Raw genomic sequence first — 19,331 nt, 5'->3', positions numbered from 1 at the left:
GATTTTCGACCGATCGGCAGGGCAAGCGGAATTCATCAAAAGCATCCTGACTAGAAGATCAGTAGTTCGAATCAACATCCTGATTCAAGAACGATACGGAGACAGGTGATGTCGAGGAACTGGGGGTGGAGAACGGCGCTGCTGGCGTTGTGCGTTGTCCTGGCTTCATGCGGTGGTGATGGCGATTCGCCGTCGGTGGCCGCGGCGAACATGTCGGCTGCCGCGCAGTCGCAGGGCAATCAGAGCGGCAATAGCGGCAACGACAATAGCAACGAAAACGACAACAGCAACGGCAACGAAGCGGCAAGGAAAAACGCCGACATTCGCGTCGTGCAATACGTCAATCCGCTGATCGGCACCGACTACGCGACCGACCAGCCGGCCGACCCGGTCGGCTCGGGTCTCGGCGGCGGCACGTTTCCGGGGCCGACGGTGCCGTTCGGGATGATGCAGTGGAGCCCGATGACACCGACCGCCCAATACGACAGCAGCAAGGGCGACGGCTCGGGTTTCTCCAGCGGCTACTGGTACGGCGACACGTCGATCAACGCATTCAGCATCCTGCACCTGAGCGGCACCGGCTGCTGGGCGAACGGCGGCTACCTGAACGTGATGCCGCAGCTCGCGCCTGGCGACGCCGGCACGCCGGCCAGTTTCAGCCACGCGAACGAAACCGCGCAAGCCGGCTATTACGGCGTCACGCTCGGCAACGGCATCAAGGCGGAGCTGACGACGACGCTGCGCACCGGCTTCGCGCGCTTCACCTATCCGGCACTCGCGCGGGGCCAGCAGGCGACGATCGCGATCGATCCGACCGTGCTGAACAACCGTGCGCAGGGCACGACGAGCGACACGATCAGCCAGGTCGGCGACCGCGCGTTGTCGGGCACGATCGCGGGCGGCGGATTCTGCTGGGCCGGGCATGCGGTGCCCGTCTACTACTACGCGGAATTCAGCCAGCCGTTCGCGGCGAAGCCGGCGCTGTCGAACAACAGCCCGGTGACCGTCACGTTCAATGTCGACCGCAAGCATCCCGACGTGATGATGAAGCTCGGCATCTCGTTCGTCAGCGAAGCGAATGCGAAGGCGAACCTGCGCGCGGAGAATCAGGAAACGGATGCGCAAGGCAGCCGGAACTGGCGTTTCGACAAGGTGCACGGCGCCGCGAGCGCCGCGTGGAATGCGCGCCTGAACGCGATCCAGGTCACGGGCGGCAGCGATGCCGACAAGACGAAGTTCTACACCGCGCTGTATCACGCGTCGCTGCACCCGAACGTGTTCAACGACGTGAACGGCCAGTACCCGGATTTCTACGCGTCGAACGGCGCAGCGGCCGCGCCGACACGCCAGGTCGAGAAAGGCCGCACGATGTACGCGAATTTCTCCGGCTGGGACATCGACCGTTCGTTCATCCAGTTGCAGGCGCTGCTCGACCCGGTGCGGACCAGCGACATCGTGCAGTCGCTCGTGCTCGATGCGAAGGCGTGCGGCGCGTTCCCGCGCTGGGCGTACTTCAATACCGAGACGGCCGTGATGCCCGGTGATGCCGGCTCGATCATCGTCGCGAATGCGCATGCGTTCGGCGCAACGAACTTCGACACACAGGCCGCGCTGTCGATCATGAAGAACAGCACGGCGCCGGGCGCCGCCTGCGCCGGCACGCCGGTGATGGGCAGCCGCGCGGACTACGACCGGCTCGGCTATGTGCCGTCGTCGGGCTCGGGCGACAACCAGACCGCCTCAAACACGCTCGAATACGCGGTGCGCGATTTCGCGGTGTCGCGCTTTGCGGCGGCGCTCGGCGACACGACGACGGCTGGCGCGCTGCTGAAGTCGAGCGGCAACTGGCAAAACCTGTTCGACCGGGGCGCTATCCAGCCGAAGACGTCGGCCGGCGCATGGGTCACCGACGGCACGGGCTTCATGGAAGGCAATTCGGAGCAGTACACGTGGTACGTGCCGCACGATCTCGCCGGCGTGGTCGCGCAGGCGGGCGGCGTCGCGCCGGTCGTCAAGCGGCTCGATACGTTCTTCACGCACCTGAACATCGGCACCGTGCAGCCGTATTTCTACGTCGGCAACGAAGTGACGATGGCGGTGCCGTGGGTCTATGCGTGGGCCGGTGCACCGTCGCATACGCAGCGCGTGCTGCACGCGTCGCTCGCGAACGAGTTCGGCACGGGCGCGGCCGGACTGCCGGGCAACGACGATCTCGGCGCGATCTCGGGCTGGTACGTGTGGGCCGCGCTCGGTCTTTATCCGGTCGTGCCGGGCGTGAGCGGCGTCGCACTGTCGAGCCCGCAGTTCGAGAAGATCGCGGTGCGCGTCGGGCAGAAGGACGGCAGCTACCGTCTGCTGCACATCGTCGCGCCGGGTGCCGGCTCGGGCGACAGCGCGTCGTTCTACGTGAAGTCGCTGAAGCTGAACGGCGCACCGTACGCGACCGCGTGGCTGCCGTTCGAGCAGATCGCGAAGGGCGGAAAGCTGTCGTACGCGATGACGGCCGACGCGAGCGCCACGACCTGGGGCACCGACGCATCGGCGATGCCGTCGTTCCCGCAGGCGGCCAGCGCGCCGTAACAGCCAGGGAGATCAACGAGCGGTTCTTGCCGACAGGATCGACGCAGAGAGAGGGAGGGACGAACGGATGAAGCTACGTCATGTGGTGGGGATCGGGTGCCTTGCCGTGTTGTCGGGGTGCGGGGGCGATCAGGGTTCGACGGATGCGAGCGTGCTCGCGCAGCGGTCGAACGTGCAGGGCAACCAGAACGATCAAGGCAACCAGAACGACCAGGGCGATCAGAACGATCAAGGCGAAAACGGCGGCGCGCCCCATCGGTCGGTGCTGCACAGCGTCGACCCGATGATCGGCACCGCGAATCTCGACATCAACGCGGACTGGAGCAGCGGCGTGCGCGGCCACGGCCACGTGTACCCGGGCGCGACCGTGCCGTTCGGGATGGTGCAGCTCGGGCCGGACACGACCGGCGGCGCGCACACGCTGCCGTGGAACTGGGATCGCACGTCGGGCTACCAGTACGACGATCCGCTCATCACCGGCTTTACGCATACGCACCTGTCGGGCACCGGCATCGGCTCGGGCGGCGAAGTGCGGTTCCTGCCGACGCTGGCGCCGGTCGATACCGCGACGCTGGCGAAGGTCGCCGCCGATTCGTCGATCACCTACAACGCGTCGTTCAGCCACGACGACGAAACCGCGAGCCCCGGCTACTACCGCGTGAAGATGGCGCCGGTCGGCAGCGGCAACACGCCGTGGAACGTGCAGGGCGCGAAGATCCTCGCGGAGATGACGGCCACCACGCACGCGGGCGTGCATCGCTACACGTATTTCCCGAGCGCGGCCGCGCAGAAGCGCAGCATGATCGTCAGCATCGACAACCCGATCGGCGGCTCGACCGCGAGCGGCAAGATCCAGGTCATCGACGCGCAGACGATCGCCGGCTGGGAGATCACGAACAACTGGGCGAACAACAAGCCGACGTATTTCGTCGCGCGTTTCTCGAAGCCGTTCGATACGAAGCACGTCGCGTTCAGCGCGGACGGCTTCAAGGCCTACCTGACGTTCGCCGACGGCAACGACGGCGGTGGCGCGGTTACCCTGAAGGTCGGCATCTCGCCGTCGAGCATCGCGGATGCGCAGGCCAATCTCGCCTCGGAAGTCGGCGCGAAGTCGTTCGACCAGGTGCGCGGTGCGGCCGAGCGCGTGTGGAGTGCCGCGCTCGACCGGATCCGGATCAAGGGCGGCAGCGCCGACCAGCGGACGATGTTCTACACGTCGCTGTATCGCACGATGCTCGCGCCGACCGTCTACAACAATGCGGACGGCAGCTACGTCGGCACCGATTCGACCAACGACGGCACGACGTCGCCGCCGACCACGAGCAAGCATGCGAATCCGGGCTTCGACTATTCGTCGACGTTCTCGCTGTAGGACACCTTCCGCGCCGAGTCGCCGTTGATGACGCTGGTGCAGCCCGAGCGTGTCGACGGCTGGGTGAAGTCGCTGCTCACGCAATTCAGGCAGAACGGCAAGGGCGAGCTGCCGGTGTGGCCGCTCGCGCAGACGGAAACCTTCACGATGGCCGGCCACCCGTCGATCCCGCTGATCGCCGATGCATACCTGAAGCACCTGACGAGCGCGGGCATCGACGACATCTGGACTGCATTGACGACCACGCAGAGCGCGAGCGCGCACGGCTTCGACCAATACCGGCAGAGCGGCTATGTGACCGCCGGCGACAACGCGTCGGTGTCGACGACGCAGGACTATTCTTTCGACGACTGGGCGACGGCGGCGGTCGGCAAGGCGGCGGGCAAGAGCACGGCCGACTACCGGCCGTACCTGCAGCGCAGCCAGAACTACCGCAACGTGTTCAACCCGGTGCCGAACAACGGCTGGAAGTTTGCGCAGCCGAAGGATGCGCAGGGCAACTGGGTCGCGGGCTTCGACCCGACGGCGGCGGAGAAGACGGACTTCTCCGAATCGAATTCGTGGGTCGATACGTGGAACATCTTCCACGACTTTCCCGGCGTCGTGGCGCTGCTCGGCGGCAAGAGCCAGTTCATCGCGCAGCTCGACCGCACGTTCGATCCGGCGAACCCGCTGACCTTCCTCTACAACCAGGGCTTTCCGGACCTGACCGGCCGCAGCGGCCAGTTCTTCGCGGGGAACGAGCCGGCGAACCACCTGCCGTACCTGTACGACGTCGCGGGCATGCCGTCGAAGACGCAGGATCGCGTGCGCACGGTGATGGACGACATGTACTCGTTGACGCTGACGGCCGGCGATCGCGCGCTGTTGAGCGGCGACAGCCTGAAGGCCGTGCTGGCCGACCCGCGCCGCGTGCGCGATTCGGCGATTCCCGGCAACGACGATTGCGGGCAGTTGTCCGCGTGGTACGTGCTGTCCGCGCTCGGCATCTATTCGCTGAACCCGGTGGGCGGCGTGTTCTACCTCGGCACGCCGCTGTTCGAGGAAGCGACGATCGACATTCCGGTTGCGTCGGCAGGCGCGGACGGAAAGGGCCTGAAGTTCGGTGCGACGCGGCGCTTCAGGGTGACCGCGCATACGGCCGGCGGCGGGGCGCCGTCATCGGTGAATCGCTACGTCCAGTCGGTCAGCCTGAACGGCACGCCGCTGCACCGGCCGTACATCACGTACGACGAGATGAAAGCCGGCGGCACGCTCGACTTCGTGATGGGTGCGACGCCGAACGACGCATGGGTCAGCACCTGGAACGGGCAGGATCCGAACGGCGCGTTCGCGCCGTCGCTGGCACTGGCCGGCCAGTAGCGGCCGCAAGCGGCCCGTGTGACGCGGGCCGCTTCTCCTTCCCTTCATGCGACGGTGCGGGTCGCGGCCGCGAGGCAGGCCGCTTCGTGTCACGGGGCGTCGTCGCGCTTATGATGCGGGAACGCCACTGACAGGGTTCCCCGATATGGATGCGCCGCTCCCGCCGATGCCTGCCCCGATTTCCGAAACGGAACCAGAAACCGAAGCCGTCGCCGAGCCGCGCGCGTCGCGGCTGCATCGGCCGGTCGCGCTCGTCACCGGTTCGACGTCGGGGATCGGCGCGGCGATCGCGCGCCGTCTCGCGGCGGACGGCTACGCGGTGATCCTGCATTCGCGCCGCTCGGCCGACGTGGGGCGCGCGATGGCGCGCGAACTCGGCGGAGCCTATGTGCAGGCCGATCTCGCGGACGATGCGGAACGCGTGCGGCTGATCCGCGAAGCCGTTGCCGTGCACGGGCGGCTCGACGTGCTCGTCAACAACGCGGGCGTCAGCCGCGTGATTCCGCACGACGACCTCGCTGCGGCGACGCCCGACGTGTGGCGCGAAATGCACGAGATCAACGTAATCGCACCGTTCCGGCTCGTCGCCGAGGCGGAGGCTGCGTTGCGCGAGGCGGCGTCGCACGGGCGGGCCGGGTGCGTGGTGAACGTCAGCTCGCATGCGGGCGTGCGGCCGAAGGGCGCATCGATTCCGTATGCGGCGGCGAAGGCGGCGCTCAATCACACGACGCGGCTGCTCGCGAAAACGCTCGCGCCGGCGATCCGCGTCAATGCGGTTGCGCCGGGGCTCGTCGATACGCCGCTCACGGCCGACTGGACCGACGCGCAGCAGCTCTGGCGCGAGCGCGCGCCGATGCGCCGTGCGGCGACGCCGGACGACATCGCGCAGACGGTCGCGATGCTCGTCGCGTCCGATTACGTGACGGGCGAGATCGTGATGCTCGACGGGGGAATGAATCTGACGTGAAGCAGAGTCTCGTTGAAGCAGAGAAGCAGAGAAGCAGAGAAGCAGAGAAGCAGAGAAGCAGCCGCGCATGCGCGCGCAGGCATCACGCGCGCGATCGCCGCGACCGCTTCCTCGCTGGCGTGCGCGGATCAGCCAAGGCTCGACCGCAACCGTGCGAGCGCCTGATCGTGCGTGCGCTCGAACTTCAGCGGCGTGACGGCGACGTAACCCTCACCGAGCGCGACCGTTTCCGAATCCGCATCGTCGTCGCGCGGCGCGCGGGAGAGCTTCAGCCAGTGATACTCGAAGTCGCGCGGGTCGCGCCCCGACACGATCTCGACGCCCTGCAGCGTGCCGGCACCCTGGTTCGTCACCTTCAGGCCGCGCACGTCCTGCGCGGGCCGCGGCGGGAAATTCACGTTCAGGCACGCGTCGCTGTCCCAGCCGGCGGCCACGAGCCGGCGAATGACGTCCGGCGCAAGCGCGCGTGCCGTGTCCCACGGCACCGCGTTGCGATCGGCGAAGGCCTGGCTCAGCGCGATGGCCGGCACGCCGACCAGCATGCTCGTCATCGCGGCGCCCACCGTGCCGGAAAACACCGTTTCGGTGCCGAGGTTCCCGCCGCGATTCACGCCGGACAGCACGATGTCGGGCCGTGCGTCCTTCATCAGGTGGCTGGTGGCGATCGCGACGCAATCGCCGGGCGTGCCGCGCACCGCGAAGCGGCGTTCGCCCTTGCGATGCACGCGCAGCGGTTCGTGCAGGCTCAGCGAGTGCGACGTGCCGCTCTGGTCTTCCGCCGGTGCGACGATCCACACTTCGCGTGCCAGTTGCGTGGCGACGTGTTCGAGCACGTCAAGGCCGGGGGCGTCGATGCCGTCGTCGTTGGTGAGGAGGACGCGGTCGAACAGCGGGCGGGTTTCTTGCATCGGGACGATCCTCGCGGAGTTGGGCAATGAGAGGGGAATGCAGCGTGGCGCAAGCCTCAAGGCTAGCATTCCCGTGTGAGGATCGTCGTGTCGCGCGATGGGCGCGGATGTGAAAACGGGCGCACTGCGCGCCCGTTCGTGGTGACCGTGCCGCGGTGTGCGCGGCGGGTCGGAGCCGTTCAGCCGAGCAGGTGCCGCAGCAGGCCGGCCGACACGACGCCGACGATGACGGTCGGCAGGATCGACAGGCGCGTCGCCGCGATCAGCGTGATGGCCAGTGCGAGCAGGTCGGCCGGTCGCGTCGACACGAAGGCCGGCGCGATCACCGAGATCAGCACGCAGCCGGGCACGTTCTCCATCACCGACGCCATCCGCGGGCTCAGCGTGCGGTTGCGCAGTAGCACGTAGCCGAGGATGCGCGACAGATAGGTGGTCGACGCCATCAGCACGATCGTCGCGACCGTGCTGAAATCCGGGAAATCAGGCATCGCGCGGCTCCCACACCAGCGCGGCGATCAGCCCCGCGCAGGCGCCGGCCGCGACGTACCACGCGCCGGGCACGGCCAGGTGCGTGGCCGCAGCGACCACGAGGCTCACGAACCACGGGCGGCTCGCACGCATTCCCTTCCACATCCCGCGCAGCAGCACCAGAAACACGGCCGTGAACGCCATGTCGAAGCCATATTGCTCGACGTTGCCGATCGTCGGGCCGACGGCCGCGCCGAGCGTGGTCATCGAGATCCACGTCAGGTAGAGGCCCATGCAGATGCCCGCGTAATAGGGCACGCTGATGTGCGTGGCCGAGCGGGCCCGGGCGTCGGCGAGCGACATTGCCCAGCTTTCGTCGCACATGAAGAACAGCGCGAAGAACGCGCGTCGGCGCGGCAGGCGGCGGATATACGGCTCGAATGCGGCGCCCATCAGGATGTGGCGCGAATTCACGAGGAACGACATCGCGACGATCAGCGCGATGTGCGGCGGCGACGACCACAGATGGATCGCCGCGAATTCGGAGCCGCCGCCGAAGTTCATGCCGGTCATCATCGGCACTTCGAACAGGCTCAGCCCTTTCTGCGCGGCCTGCGCGCCCAGCACGAGCGCGAACGGCACGAAACCCAGCATGACGGGCAGCGCCGCGCGCAATCCGCGGCCCATCTCGGCGACATAGGCGGGCTTGTCGCGAAGCCCTGACGACGTTGAAACGCTACTGCTCATTACTCCTCCTTCGGGGGAGGAATTGTCTGCTTTTTTGACTCGAATCGGGTTGCGTTGTGGCCAGATTTTTCTCAGAATTTGGCATTGAACGCGTGATTTAAAAATTTTTTGGAATCGGATGCCAATGAAACTTGACGCCATCGACCGCCGGATCCTGAGCGCGCTCCAGCGCGACGGCCGCATGCAGAACGTGGAGCTCGCGCATGAGGTCGGGCTGTCGCCGTCGCCGTGCCTGCGGCGTGTGCGCCTCCTCGAGGAAGCCGGCGTGATCGAGAAATACGTGGCCGTGCTGAATCCCGCGAAAGTCGGCAAGGGGCTGACGATCTTCACGCGCGTGTGGCTGAAGGGGCAGGACGCGGAATCGGTGAACCGTTTCGCCGAGGCCGTCCAGCAGATGCCGGAAGTCGTCGAGTGCCACCTGATGGCGGGCGATTGCGATTTCCTGCTGCGCGTCGTCGCGGCCGACATCGACGATTACCGGCGCTTCCAGATGGAATACCTCACGCGTATTCCGGGCGTGCTGAGCGTGAAGACCGACATCCCGATGCAGAAGGTCAAGCTCACGTCGGCGCTGCCGACCTAGTGTGACGCCGATGCACGGCCTTGTGACGACGACGGGTCGACGAACGGTCACGGCTCGGTGACAATCGTCCGATAGACTGACGAATCACGCCGCTTCGAACCTGTTGCCTGTGTCGTCACATGACGTTCGATGCGCGAGCAACTAACGGTCAATGTCGACGCGATCGGGCAGGCGGCGCTGCGCCGCGCCGGATGCTGCGCAGAAGCGAATGCGTTTCTTCTTGTCGGGCCATTCATGCAGCCAATCAACACGCCGTGGAATTCGCTGGAAATCGTCAAGCTCGTGCTGGGCGTGCTGACGCCGCTGTCGGTCGCGTGTCTCGGCTGGCTCGTCGCGCGCCGGCTGAAGCGGCTCGAACTCGTGCAGTGGACCAACCAGCGATTGATCGAGAAGCGGCTCGCGCTGTACGACGCGGTCGCGCCGCAGCTCAATGCGCTGCTGTGCTTCTACACGTGGATCGGCTACTGGAAGGACATCTCGCCGGACGACGTGATCCGCGCGAAGCGCGACCTCGACCGCACGTTCCACATCTACCGCTACCTGTTCGACGACGACGTGTACGACGCGTATCACACGTACATCCACGCGCTGTTCGACGTGCATACGGGCCCGGGCCGCGATGCGCGGATCCGCTCGCTGATCCAGGCGCCCGACGGCGATCGCAGCGTGCACGGCGCGTATGAATGGAAACCGGCGTGGTCGGACCGTTTCGCGACAGCGAATGTCGTGCCGAAGGACGACGTGCTGCGCTACTACACGCAGTTGATGGAGCGGCTGCGCGTGGCACTGGGCGCGACGCGCTGATGGCTTCGGCACCCGCGCACCGCTTCACGCCGGTATCGAAATCCGCCACCTGGCGGCGCGGATACCCGCCCTCGTGCAGGAAGCGGATGCGGTGCGCGGCGGCTGCTGACATGCTCGCGCCATCTCCACTCGCGCGAGGTCCGTATGGTTGTCGATGCCGGCTGCCGGCCGCTCATGATCCGTTCGCCCGAAGCGGGCCGGCGGCGTCTGTTCTCTGTGGGTTCTTCCTATCCGCATGACATGCCGTTGCCGATCGACCCGGAGATCGGCGACATCGTCTTCATCCGCGTGACCGTGCGGCCGTTTCTCGAAGTGGCGAGCGCGACGCGCGCGTGGACGAATCACGTCGGAATCGTCGTCGGCGAGCGCGGCGGCGAGCCGTTGATTGCGGAGAGCACGTTTCCGCTATCGCGCGTCACGACGATGTCGCGGTTTCTTGCGCGCTCCGATCGCGGCGCGTGCGTGATCGCGCGGCTGAAGCAGCCGCTCGATGCCGCGCAGCGGCGCCGGCTTGTTGACGCGGCGATGCGCCGGATCGGCGTGGTGTACGACACGGGGTTCAATCTCGCGTCGCGCCGGCAGTTCTGCTCGCGCTTCGTGCGCGAAGTCGTGCGCGATGCGACGCGGATCGTGCTCGGCGAAGTCGAGACCTTCGACATGCTGCTGCGCCGGAATCCCGACCATCCGCTCGGCTTCTGGAAGATCTGGTACTTCGGCCGGATTCCGTGGCGCCGCCGCACGGTGACGCCGGCGAGCTTGCTGAGGAGCGGGGCGTTGCGGGTGGTGGCGGATACACGCGGCGGCGTTGAAAACGTGTCAGAAGGTGACGATCCGGATAGCGATTGACTCGAACGAGCGAGAGCACGAACCATGCGTCACCGGCCGTCGTCTGCTTGAGCGGCGTATCGAGTGATCGCGCGCGTCGGCTCGCCACGAGCGCGAGCCGGTGTTATTTCCCGATGGGCGCGCTTGCATCGGTGTCTTCCACGATATTGCTCGACGCTACGCCGGCCGCGCGCCGCGCAACAAGCATTGCATCGAGCGCGGCAAATTCCTCGCGATTCAGGCGATCGTATTCAGCGCGCAACTCGGGGTCGGACAATGCGCGTTTGCGCAGATCGTCATAGGTTCTCATACCAAACCTCATTCATTCGATTGCACCGGCGTGATCCTCCGGCAGGTTCACGACTACTGCCGCCCCGCCACCGCCAACCGCGCCGCCAGCCCCACGAACACCGACCCGAGCAGATACTGCGGCAGCTTCGACGGGCGGCGGCGCGCGCCGATCCGCCGGCTCAGGCGGCTCGCGGACAATATGACCGCGCCGTTCACGACGAGGCCGATCAGGTTCAGCACCGTCGCGAGCACGAGAATCTGCACGGCGATCGAACCGTGCCCGGGCCGTACGAACTGCGGAAACAGCGCGAGCACGAACAGCGCCATCTTCGGGTTCAGCAGGTTCGTCGTCAGCCCCTGACGGAAGATCGCCGCGGTCGAGTGGCGTCGCGGCGACGCGACGGGCGACAGTGCGGTCGCATCCGAACGGAACGTCTTCCACGCGAGATACAGCAGATACGCGGCGCCCGCGAAGCGCACGGCGTCATACGCGAGCGGCACCGCGACGAAGAGCTGCGACAGCCCCAGCGCGGCCGCCAGTGCGTGACAGTAGGTGCCGGCCTGGATGCCCGCGAGTGTCGCGAAACCTGCACGCCGGCCCTGGCTCACGCTGCGGGACGCGATCAGCAGCATGTCGGGGCCCGGCGTGGCGGTCAGTGCGAGACACGCGCCGGAGAACAGCACGAGCGTGGAGAGGTCGATCATGGGCGTCCCTTTAGTGGATGCCGCGTAAAAGGGAGGTCAGTTTAGGAGGGCGCGCGAGGCCGGTCAATCGAACGAACGGACGATGGGCTGGCCGGCCGTTGAGGCCGATCGTCAAACCCGATGCGCTGCCTGCGGCACGCCGATCGTGCCCGCCGCTGCATCAACGGCATACGCCCATGCAGCGCCTTGCGTGCGCGATCGCCGCCCTGCTCAACGCTTGCGGCAGGCCACTTGATAGTCGATTACGGTGTTCGCCGACGGCTTGTCCGGCTCGCCACCGACCGTCGTCACGCCGAGCACGCCGGCTGCGTTTCGGTAGCGCAGCGCGCAATAGCCCACGCCGGTGCCCGAACACGCTTCGGCTTCGATGATGCCGTGCTTCGCGAGCGTCGCTGCTCCGTCAGTCGCATCCGGTTTCTCGCGCGGGCGCAGCGGTTGCCAGCCTTTCGCGATCAGGATCCGGCGCGCGACGTCGAGCGGTTTGCCGTACACGTTCGGCACGACCGCGCGGCCCTGGCAGTAAGTGCTTTCAGGCGCGACTCGGGTCAGGCGCAGGCCGCCGTTCTCTTCGTGAAGTTCGCCGATGGGCGGCGCCGGGCCGTCGCCGCCCCAGATCAGCAGCGCACCGCTTTCCAGCCGGTCGGCCGTGCCGAGCTGCCAGCCGGCCTTGCGCGCGGTGTAGCCGAGCGCGACGAGCGTCGTGCCGTCGAACACGCCGACGTTGCCGTTGCGCGCGAAACAGATCGCGCTCGTGCCGGCGCTGAATCCGCTCGCGAACGTGACGACCGTGTAGCGGCCGAGCGGTGCTTCGGACGTCACGATCCAGTCGCGCTTTGCGACTTCGCGGCCGGCCGCGGTGGTCGTCTTCGCGCGATATTGCGTGCAGAACGGGTCGAGCGAGCCGTTCTCCGGCGAGTGCGGCAGCGCGCCCAGCGGCACCAGTGACGCGCCCGCGATATCGGAGGTCGTACGCAGCGTGTCGGCCGATGCCGTACCGCCGAGCGCGGCACATGCGACGGCTGCGATCGACATGATCGATACGCTCGACGCAAGACCGCGGGCAAACGGCAACGCAACGAAACGGGACACTTGGGTGGTCTCCGGGGAAAGGGGGACGGGCGCGATGATCGCGGGTTTGCGCCCGCGCGTCACGGCCGCGCACCGTCCGGCAGCACGCGCGTGTGCCGCCGGCGATTCAGCCCTTCGCGACGACGTCGATCCGCAGCGCTTCGCCGCCGCCGACGATGGCCAGCAGGCGATCGACGTTCGGATGCGCGCCCGGGCGGTTGCGTGCGTCGGCCGTGTGTTCGGCGAACACCGTGAGGCCGTGCTCGGCGGCTTTCGCGTCGAGCGTGCCGAATGCCTGCTTCAGGTAGTGGTACACCGCGAGCGAGCCTTGCTTGCCCGGCTGGTTCTCGATGGTCGCGACCACGTCGCCGTTTGCGCCGACGAGATCGATGCGCGCGACGCCGTCGATGGCCGGCAGTTGCGCGAGGTTGTCCTTGAATACTGGGGTCGGTTGAATCACTGAAAACACTCCGTCGGTTCGGTCAGGGGCCAATGAGCATGGCCGGCCGTATCTTATCCGATCGGCCTTTGCGCACCGGCCGGCACGCCGCGCGCGCCTCGACGGAGGGGCCGTGTTTCGCGAGCGTCGCCTCGGCGCGCAACTGTGCGATCAACCTCCCCGCGCAGTGCAGCCGGTCCGTCAGGCCGAGCCGTCCGAGGTGTCGCCGGCCATCGCGCCAGCCGGCACGCCCACATCACGCGAGCGCTCGATGTCCGGGCTGCGATACGCGTGCTCGGGAATCTCGGCGAGCCGCGATGCATGCACCTGATGCGGCGTAAGGCCGTAGAACTTCTGGAAACTCATGATCAGCGGCGACCACTTGTCCGGATCGATGCGGTCCGCGTGGCCGTCCATCAGCAGGTCGGGATGCACGTGCACGCGCTGGATGCGCAACTCGAACACGCGGATGTGGCCACGCACGTCGGGCGCGTCTTCACCGATGCCATGCGTGGCCGCGACGACCGCTTCCATATGCACCGGGCATTCGAGCGCACGCGGCGGCGCGACGGTTTGCGAGGCGGCTTCGGTGAGCCCGGCCGTGCCGAACTTGTCGGGTTCGTACACGTAGCCCTTCGCGCGCTTGCCGTCCGGCACCGGGTAGGTGCCCGTCGTACGCGCGATCCGGTCGACCGCATCCGCTTGCGCCGACGACGGCAGGTTCAGCACGCACTCGCCGGTGCGCAGCAGGTTGCGGGTGGTCTGCGAACTGGCGGCGATGCCGATCACCCCGCGCCAGCCGAGCCAGAATGCGGACGAGATCGGCGCGAGATTGGCCGTGCCGTCTTCGTTCAGCGTGCTGACCAGCACGACGGGCGTGCCGAAATAGAGGATGTTCGGTTCGGTGACGCAATGCGGGGCGTTCATGAGCGGTGCCTTCGTTGAGGGATCAGTCCGCATGCTGATCCTGTCACGACGGCGTGGCGCTCCGAATCTTGTCGTGTCATTCCGCAGGGGCGGGAACGGCCTTTGCGCGGGGCAGGAGCGCCCGGCATCGCGCGCGCTTTTCCGCTACAGTAGGAGATCGCAGGCCGCGCCCGCCGCGTCGCACGGGCACGCGCGGCCTGTTCCGCCAACGCACACGAGGGACTGATGGATACCGAGCAACGCTACACCGCCAACGCGCCGACGCGCGCGGAAGTCGACGCACTGGGCGGCCCGACCGTCATCGAATTCGGCGCGAACTGGTGCGGGATCTGCGCAGGCGCGCAGCCGGCGATCGTCGCGTCGTTTTCCGCGCATCCCGCCGTGCGGCACCTGAAGATCGAGGATGGCCCGGGCCGCCCGCTCGGCCGCTCGTTCGGCGTGAAGCTGTGGCCCACCCTGGTGTTCCTGCGCGACGGCGTCGAAGTCGCGCGCGTCGTGCGCCCCGCCGACGCGAAACAGATCGAAGCCGACGGCTTCGCCGCGCTGGCCTGAGGTCACGACGATGCAACAGGCGATCACGCATATCGGCATCGACACGCGCGGCAGCGGCCTCGTCGAATTCACGTCGCAAGTGCGCGCGTTCGTCGACCAGCAGGCCATCAGTACCGGCCTGCTCACCGTGTTCTGTCGCCACACCTCGGCGTCGCTGCTGATCCAGGAGAACGCCGATTCGTCGGTGCAGCGCGACATCGAGCGCTACTTCGCGACGCTCGCGCCCGAGGACGCCACGCGCTACGAGCACGACACCGAAGGCACCGACGACATGCCGGCGCACCTGCGTACGGCGCTCACGCAGGTGCAATTGTCGATCCCGGTCGAGCAGGGGCGCATGGTGCTCGGCACGTGGCAGGGAATTTATCTGTTCGAGCATCGCCGCGCGGCGCACCGCCGGGATATCGTGCTGCACCTGATCGGCGAGTAAGCGGCAACAAGCGGCAACACGCCGCGCATTGCCGGCGCACCGGCTCAGGCGAACAGCTTCTCGACGAGCGCGCCGAGTTCGCGCAGGTGGACGGGCTTCGGCAGGAATGCGTCGAACACCTGCTTGTTCTCGCGCAGCGCGGCTGATTCATATGCGCTGACGCCGAGGATCGCGGGATGCCGGCCATCGTCATCGGGTACCGCAACCGCGCGAATGCGCCGCGCGACTTCGAAGCCGCTCAAGTCCGGCAGTTCGAGATCGATCACGACGATGTCGTAATGGCCCGTACCGAAGCGCGCGACGCCGTCCTGCCCGGTGCCGCACAGATCGGCGTCGATGCCGAGCGCCGACAACATCGCGCCGAGCGTTTCGCGCGCGTTGTCGTCGTCGTCGACCACCAGCGCGCGCCGGTCGCGGTGTGCGGCCGCGTGCGGCAGCGCAAGCGCGTCGCCGGCCGCGTGGCCGGCGGTGTCGATACCGGGCACTTCGACCGGCAGCGTCACGACGAACTCGCTGCCTTCGCCCACGACGCTGCGCACGTCCACATGCCCGCGCAGCGTCGTCACGATTTCGCGCACGACGGCGAGCCCCATGCCGATCCCGTCCACGTGCAGCCCGACCGCGTCGTTCGCGCGATAGAACGGCTCGAAGATCTTCGACAGGTGCGGCTTCGCGATGCCGGCGCCCGTGTCGCGCACGGCGATCTTCAATTGTGGGCCGGCCGGCGCGTCGGCGAGCATGATCGACACGTCGATCGACCCGCCGAGCGTGTACTTGACCGAGTTCTCGATCAGGTTCGACAGCACCTGGCGCAACAGCTTGCGATCGGAACGGATCGCGAGGTCGTGCGGCTCGACCTGCTGCGCGACCGCGATCCGCTTGGCCGCGATCTTCTCGCGCAATGGATCGAGCACCTCGGCGAGCAGCGACGCCATGCCCACGGTTTCCCGTTCGGCGAGGCGCTTCGTCGAGCGCAGCTTGATGTAGTCGGTCAGATCCTTGACGAGCGCCTCGAGCGACAACGCGGAATTCTGCAGCCGCCGGATTGTCTTCAGGTTGGCCTCCGACTGCGGGCGCGCGAGCAGGATCTCGACCGATCCGCAGATCGCCTGAAGCGGCGTGCGCAACTCGTGGCTGACCATCCCGAGGAACGCGTTCTTCGCCTCGATCATTTCGAACGCGCGGTCGGATGCCTTGCGTTCGGCGTCGAGCGCCGCGTCCTGCCGTTCGAGCAGGTCGTCACGCGTGCGCATCGTATAGAACAGCAGCAGGAACAGCGCACACAGGATCACGCCGAGCACGATGCCGAGGATCAGGATCGCGCGCTGCTTTTCCTTGAGCTGATGGAACGTGAAGTCGCGCTGCGCCATCTCGATCGCGCGGAAATAGTTCGCGAGGCCGTTGACCTTCGGCCAGTACGCATTGACATCGTCGATGACCTGCTGCGCGTTTTTCGGCGAATCGCGCAGCAACGGCACTTCGCGCTTCAGGCGCGCCATGAATTCGCCGAGCGCGTCGATCTCGTTGCGCGCGCGCGGGATGCGCAGCCAGTACTCGGATACCTCCGACGGCCGCTGCAGGAACCCGAACGACACCGACAGGCTGTCGAGCTGCATCTGCACGTGGTCGAAGTCGTCGTCCTGGTGCGTCGCGTAGAGGATCAGTTGCCGGTCGAACCGCGTATAGACGTTGCGGTATTGTGCGGCCGTCCAGAACACGCCTTCGCGCGGCCCCTCGAGCACGCCCTCGTTGACCGAAGTGGCGAGGAGATCCCACAGCAGGAACGCCCACGCGGCGAACCCCATGATCCACAGCGAGCCGAGGACCAGGATGATTTTTCTATTTTTCCATCGCCGGCGGTTCATTTCACCGTCAGGCCGATGATCTGCCACGCGAACTTGGCTTCGCCGAGCGGCGTCTTCAGTTCATCGGGATACTGGTCGCGCGGGTACATGATCCACAGCGGGCCGTAGTTGTCGTTGCCGAGCACCTTGCCGTTCATCGTCCGCGCGAGGATCACGCCGTAACGATCGGCATCGGACACGGGAATCGTGAACGTGTACTCGTCGATGCAGCGGAACTCGATCTGCGTGCCGTGCGCGCCGACGGTCTTCAGGATGTCGGACAGGCGCGGGCCGGTGAAGGCCGCTTTCGGCGTCCAGCTCGTCGACGTGACGATCGTGTGCTGCGGCAGCGCCATCAGAGCCTGCTCGGAAAACACGTACGCCTTCTTGCCCTGCTGGTTGTGCCTGTCGATCTTGCCGTCGACGGTGAACGTAAACGACGACGCGGCCCAGGTCGCGGCCGCCAGGCCGAGCAGGCAGGCCGTCAGCAGGCTCTTGGTCCAGATGGTCGAAATTCGCATGTCTTGCCCTCGGTCGTGCAGTGGTGATTTGTTGTTGGCGCCTCAGTTCGCGGCGGCGGCGGCCGGCAGCGTGATCTTCAGTTCGCGCGCCACTTCGGCGAACAGGATCGGCAGGCGCACCGGCTTTTCCTCGCAGCGCGCGTTGTAGTGCGACACGATGTGCGCGATCTCGTCCTCGCTGGCTTCGCCGGTCGAGATCTTGCCGGTCAGCAGGAAGATCGGCGCGCCGCTGTTCTCGCTCGAGCGGATGCCGCGCACGAGTTCGGCGGCCGTCTGGTCGCCGAGCATCCAGTCGAGGATGTAGCCGTCGAAATCCTCGACTTCCAGTGCCTTGCGGAACGTTGCGCCGTCGAAGTACGGAATCGCGTTCACGCCTTTCTCGATGAAATATTCACACACCGTTTCGGCGACGTCCTGCGAATCGTCCACCACCGCGATGCGCGCCGCATACACGTTCGGCTGGGCCGAACGCAGCTCGATGACGTCGACCGGATACGTGCGCCCCTCGCGCGCGTGCTGACGCTCGGTGATCAGCCATTCGCCCTGCCACTGCAGCGCGACGAAATCCGTCTCGGCCTGGCTGCTGGCTTTCGACGAGATCGCGGCGCGGCAGCGAAAGCGCCGCGACTCGATCACGAGCGTCGCGTCGATCATCTCGGCGGTGGCCGGTTGCGTGCCCTTGTCGTCGAGCAGGATCGCCGGCGGCACGCCGAAGTGCGTCGCGATGTCCTGCAACTGCGACAGATTCCACGGGATCAGGCCTTTCATCTTGCGCGTGACGACCGAGAAGCTCAGGCCGAGCACATTCGCGATCGTCGTGTTGTGACTTCGCGGCGGAATGCCGTTCCGGTTCAGTAGGTCGCGCACCTTGTTGGCGGTGATGAGATCGACGTTGGCCTGCTCGGTGGTGGACATCTCGATGGGGTCTCCAAGGGTTTTTGCGAGGGTGAGCATATCAAAACTGACGCGTCATGCAAACTTTGGAAATGCGAATGACCTTGACATGCCATTTTTCTTCATTATTATTGCTCACCACGTCACTATTGTTTGTTGCGTCATGTTTGGAGATCGATACCGGCCGCAGTCGGACCATCGAAAAGCGCCGGCAAAGAAGCAGTGACAGAACGATTCGAAGAGAGAACCTGAGAGAGCCTTGGAATGCGTGTCGGCGTTGGCGGATTGTATCCGTTGCGCCGCACGCCGCCGGGTGCGAGCTCACGGGGGTGGGATAGCTCGCAGAATTGCGGCGCCAATAAAACCTGAGGGAAGTAACAATGTACCGCCGTTTACTCGCACCGGGGCTGCTGTTGCTATTGGCCGCGTGCGCGCAGGATCCGTCGATCACCAGCAACACGGTGCGGATCTGCGACGACACAGGTTGTTCCGATCGTCCTAAAGATCAGGTGTCCTATCAAAAAAGGGATGATTCGGCAGACCAGGAAAGCCCGCGCATCGCTGCGCTGAAGCAGACCGCGAAGACCCAGCCGAAGGCCGCCTACGACCTCGGTCTGCGTTATTTCCGCGGCGACGGCGTGCGCCAGGACAGCTACCAGGCCCTCAAGTGGATGCGCGAAGCCGCCGAGCGTGGCGACCTGCAGGCGCAGAAGGCGCTCGGCAGCTTCTACCTGTTCGGCCTCGAGGAAATGGGCTCCGACGCGCGCGAGGCGGAGAAGTGGCTGTCGATCGCGGCCGGCCGCGGCGACAAGGAGTCGAAGAAGCTGCTCGACCTGGCGCGCAAGGCCAAGAAGGAAGACGAAGAAGACTGGAAATGGCGCACGGAATGGCGTGACCGCTATTACGGCTACTGGTACTCGGGCTATCCGTACTACGGCGTCTGGCAGCAGACGTACTGGTACTACTGACCGGGCCTGAAGCAACGGGGGCAGCAGCGGGGAGACCACCATCGCGCGCCGGCCGGGGGGCTTATCGAAGTTCGCA

At 66.4% G+C, this 19,331-nt stretch carries 19 protein-coding genes and 1 pseudogene; 9 read left to right on the top strand and 11 right to left on the bottom strand.

Features of this window, described 5'->3' with window-relative positions; genetic code table 11:
- The first annotated feature begins 108 nt into the window (after positions 1 to 108).
- The 3 genes and pseudogenes from CFB34_RS02840 to CFB34_RS02830 all read left to right on the top strand — a co-directional run bounded on the left by CFB34_RS02840 (position 109) and on the right by CFB34_RS02830 (position 6,281).
- Positions 109 to 2,580, top strand: coding sequence for a GH92 family glycosyl hydrolase (locus CFB34_RS02840; RefSeq protein WP_089443547.1), 2,472 nt, complete (start codon positions 109 to 111; stop codon positions 2,578 to 2,580).
- A gap of 67 nt (positions 2,581 to 2,647) precedes the next feature.
- A pseudogene (locus CFB34_RS02835) lies at positions 2,648 to 5,314 on the top strand (GH92 family glycosyl hydrolase).
- A 145-nt stretch (positions 5,315 to 5,459) separates the two neighbouring features.
- A complete protein-coding gene (locus CFB34_RS02830) occupies positions 5,460 to 6,281 on the top strand; it encodes an SDR family oxidoreductase (RefSeq protein ID WP_089443546.1) in 822 nt (273 codons plus the stop codon).
- 128 nt (positions 6,282 to 6,409) lie between these two features.
- On the opposite strand, the gene surE is transcribed toward CFB34_RS02830, so the two are convergent.
- From surE to CFB34_RS02815, 3 genes are all read right to left on the bottom strand, one after another.
- On the bottom strand, positions 6,410 to 7,189 hold the full coding sequence (surE, locus tag CFB34_RS02825) for a 5'/3'-nucleotidase SurE (RefSeq protein WP_089443545.1): 780 nt from the start codon (positions 7,187 to 7,189) through the stop codon (positions 6,410 to 6,412).
- 179 nt (positions 7,190 to 7,368) lie between these two features.
- Positions 7,369 to 7,677: an AzlD family protein gene (locus CFB34_RS02820; RefSeq protein ID WP_011356491.1), complete on the bottom strand. Its 309-nt coding sequence runs from the start codon at positions 7,675 to 7,677 to the stop codon at positions 7,369 to 7,371.
- Positions 7,670 to 8,404 carry an AzlC family ABC transporter permease gene (locus CFB34_RS02815; RefSeq protein WP_039369722.1) on the bottom strand — a complete coding sequence of 245 codons (735 nt, stop codon included), beginning with the start codon at positions 8,402 to 8,404 and terminating at the stop codon, positions 7,670 to 7,672. The genes CFB34_RS02820 and CFB34_RS02815 overlap by 8 nt, the downstream gene beginning before the upstream one ends.
- 124 nt (positions 8,405 to 8,528) lie before the next feature.
- On the opposite strand from CFB34_RS02815, the gene CFB34_RS02810 reads away from it, so the two are divergent.
- The 3 genes from CFB34_RS02810 to CFB34_RS02800 all read left to right on the top strand — a co-directional run bounded on the left by CFB34_RS02810 (position 8,529) and on the right by CFB34_RS02800 (position 10,637).
- Positions 8,529 to 8,987: an Lrp/AsnC family transcriptional regulator gene (locus CFB34_RS02810; RefSeq protein WP_006486309.1), complete on the top strand. Its 459-nt coding sequence runs from the start codon at positions 8,529 to 8,531 to the stop codon at positions 8,985 to 8,987.
- 234 nt (positions 8,988 to 9,221) lie between these two features.
- Positions 9,222 to 9,791, top strand: a complete 570-nt coding sequence (locus tag CFB34_RS02805) for a hypothetical protein (RefSeq protein ID WP_089443768.1) — start codon at positions 9,222 to 9,224, stop codon at positions 9,789 to 9,791.
- Positions 9,792 to 9,935: 144 nt separating this feature from the next.
- Positions 9,936 to 10,637 (top strand): YebB family permuted papain-like enzyme, encoded by a 702-nt coding sequence (locus tag CFB34_RS02800; protein ID WP_089443544.1) that lies wholly within the window; start codon positions 9,936 to 9,938, stop codon positions 10,635 to 10,637.
- Between the two features lie 103 nt (positions 10,638 to 10,740).
- Here CFB34_RS02800 and CFB34_RS02795 read toward each other — a convergent pair whose 3' ends face one another.
- The 5 genes from CFB34_RS02795 to CFB34_RS02775 form a co-directional block, all read right to left on the bottom strand.
- On the bottom strand, positions 10,741 to 10,926 hold the full coding sequence (locus tag CFB34_RS02795; protein ID WP_242808550.1) for a hypothetical protein: 186 nt from the start codon (positions 10,924 to 10,926) through the stop codon (positions 10,741 to 10,743).
- 53 nt (positions 10,927 to 10,979) lie between these two features.
- Positions 10,980 to 11,612 carry a LysE family translocator gene (locus CFB34_RS02790; RefSeq protein ID WP_089443543.1) on the bottom strand — a complete coding sequence of 211 codons (633 nt, stop codon included), beginning with the start codon at positions 11,610 to 11,612 and terminating at the stop codon, positions 10,980 to 10,982.
- Between the two features lie 210 nt (positions 11,613 to 11,822).
- A complete protein-coding gene (locus tag CFB34_RS02785) occupies positions 11,823 to 12,644 on the bottom strand; it encodes a hypothetical protein (RefSeq protein WP_089443542.1) in 822 nt (273 codons plus the stop codon).
- A gap of 163 nt (positions 12,645 to 12,807) precedes the next feature.
- Positions 12,808 to 13,140, bottom strand: coding sequence for a DUF2322 family protein (locus tag CFB34_RS02780; RefSeq protein WP_089443541.1), 333 nt, complete (start codon positions 13,138 to 13,140; stop codon positions 12,808 to 12,810).
- Positions 13,141 to 13,320: 180 nt separating this feature from the next.
- The gene (locus tag CFB34_RS02775) at positions 13,321 to 14,046 is read right to left on the bottom strand and encodes a flavin reductase family protein (protein WP_089443540.1); all 726 of its coding nucleotides are present in this window, start codon (positions 14,044 to 14,046) and stop codon (positions 13,321 to 13,323) included.
- Between the two features lie 225 nt (positions 14,047 to 14,271).
- Here CFB34_RS02775 and CFB34_RS02770 point away from each other — a divergent pair, with 225 nt between their 5' ends.
- A complete protein-coding gene (locus CFB34_RS02770) occupies positions 14,272 to 14,598 on the top strand; it encodes a thioredoxin family protein (protein ID WP_039369742.1) in 327 nt (108 codons plus the stop codon).
- Between the two features lie 10 nt (positions 14,599 to 14,608).
- Positions 14,609 to 15,028: a secondary thiamine-phosphate synthase enzyme YjbQ gene (locus CFB34_RS02765; RefSeq protein WP_039369746.1), complete on the top strand. Its 420-nt coding sequence runs from the start codon at positions 14,609 to 14,611 to the stop codon at positions 15,026 to 15,028.
- A gap of 44 nt (positions 15,029 to 15,072) precedes the next feature.
- Here CFB34_RS02765 and atsR read toward each other — a convergent pair whose 3' ends face one another.
- From atsR to CFB34_RS02750, 3 genes are read right to left on the bottom strand one after another with little or no spacing between them, the layout of a single operon-like run.
- Positions 15,073 to 16,893 (bottom strand): hybrid sensor histidine kinase/response regulator AtsR, encoded by a 1,821-nt coding sequence (gene atsR, locus CFB34_RS02760; protein WP_089443539.1) that lies wholly within the window; start codon positions 16,891 to 16,893, stop codon positions 15,073 to 15,075.
- Positions 16,890 to 17,393 carry a molybdopterin-dependent oxidoreductase gene (locus tag CFB34_RS02755; protein WP_089443538.1) on the bottom strand — a complete coding sequence of 168 codons (504 nt, stop codon included), beginning with the start codon at positions 17,391 to 17,393 and terminating at the stop codon, positions 16,890 to 16,892. The genes atsR and CFB34_RS02755 overlap by 4 nt, the downstream gene beginning before the upstream one ends.
- 42 nt (positions 17,394 to 17,435) lie before the next feature.
- Complete coding sequence (locus CFB34_RS02750) at positions 17,436 to 18,308, bottom strand: helix-turn-helix domain-containing protein (protein ID WP_089443537.1); 873 nt, start codon at positions 18,306 to 18,308, stop codon at positions 17,436 to 17,438.
- A gap of 359 nt (positions 18,309 to 18,667) precedes the next feature.
- Between CFB34_RS02750 and CFB34_RS02745 the strand changes: the two genes are divergently transcribed.
- Positions 18,668 to 19,255 (top strand): SEL1-like repeat protein, encoded by a 588-nt coding sequence (locus tag CFB34_RS02745; RefSeq protein ID WP_089443536.1) that lies wholly within the window; start codon positions 18,668 to 18,670, stop codon positions 19,253 to 19,255.
- Positions 19,256 to 19,331: the final 76 nt, after the last annotated feature.

The organism is Burkholderia sp. HI4860, from assembly GCF_002223045.2.
Classification (GTDB): domain Bacteria; phylum Pseudomonadota; class Gammaproteobacteria; order Burkholderiales; family Burkholderiaceae; genus Burkholderia.
This window is presented reverse-complemented; position numbering and strand designations above follow the sequence as displayed.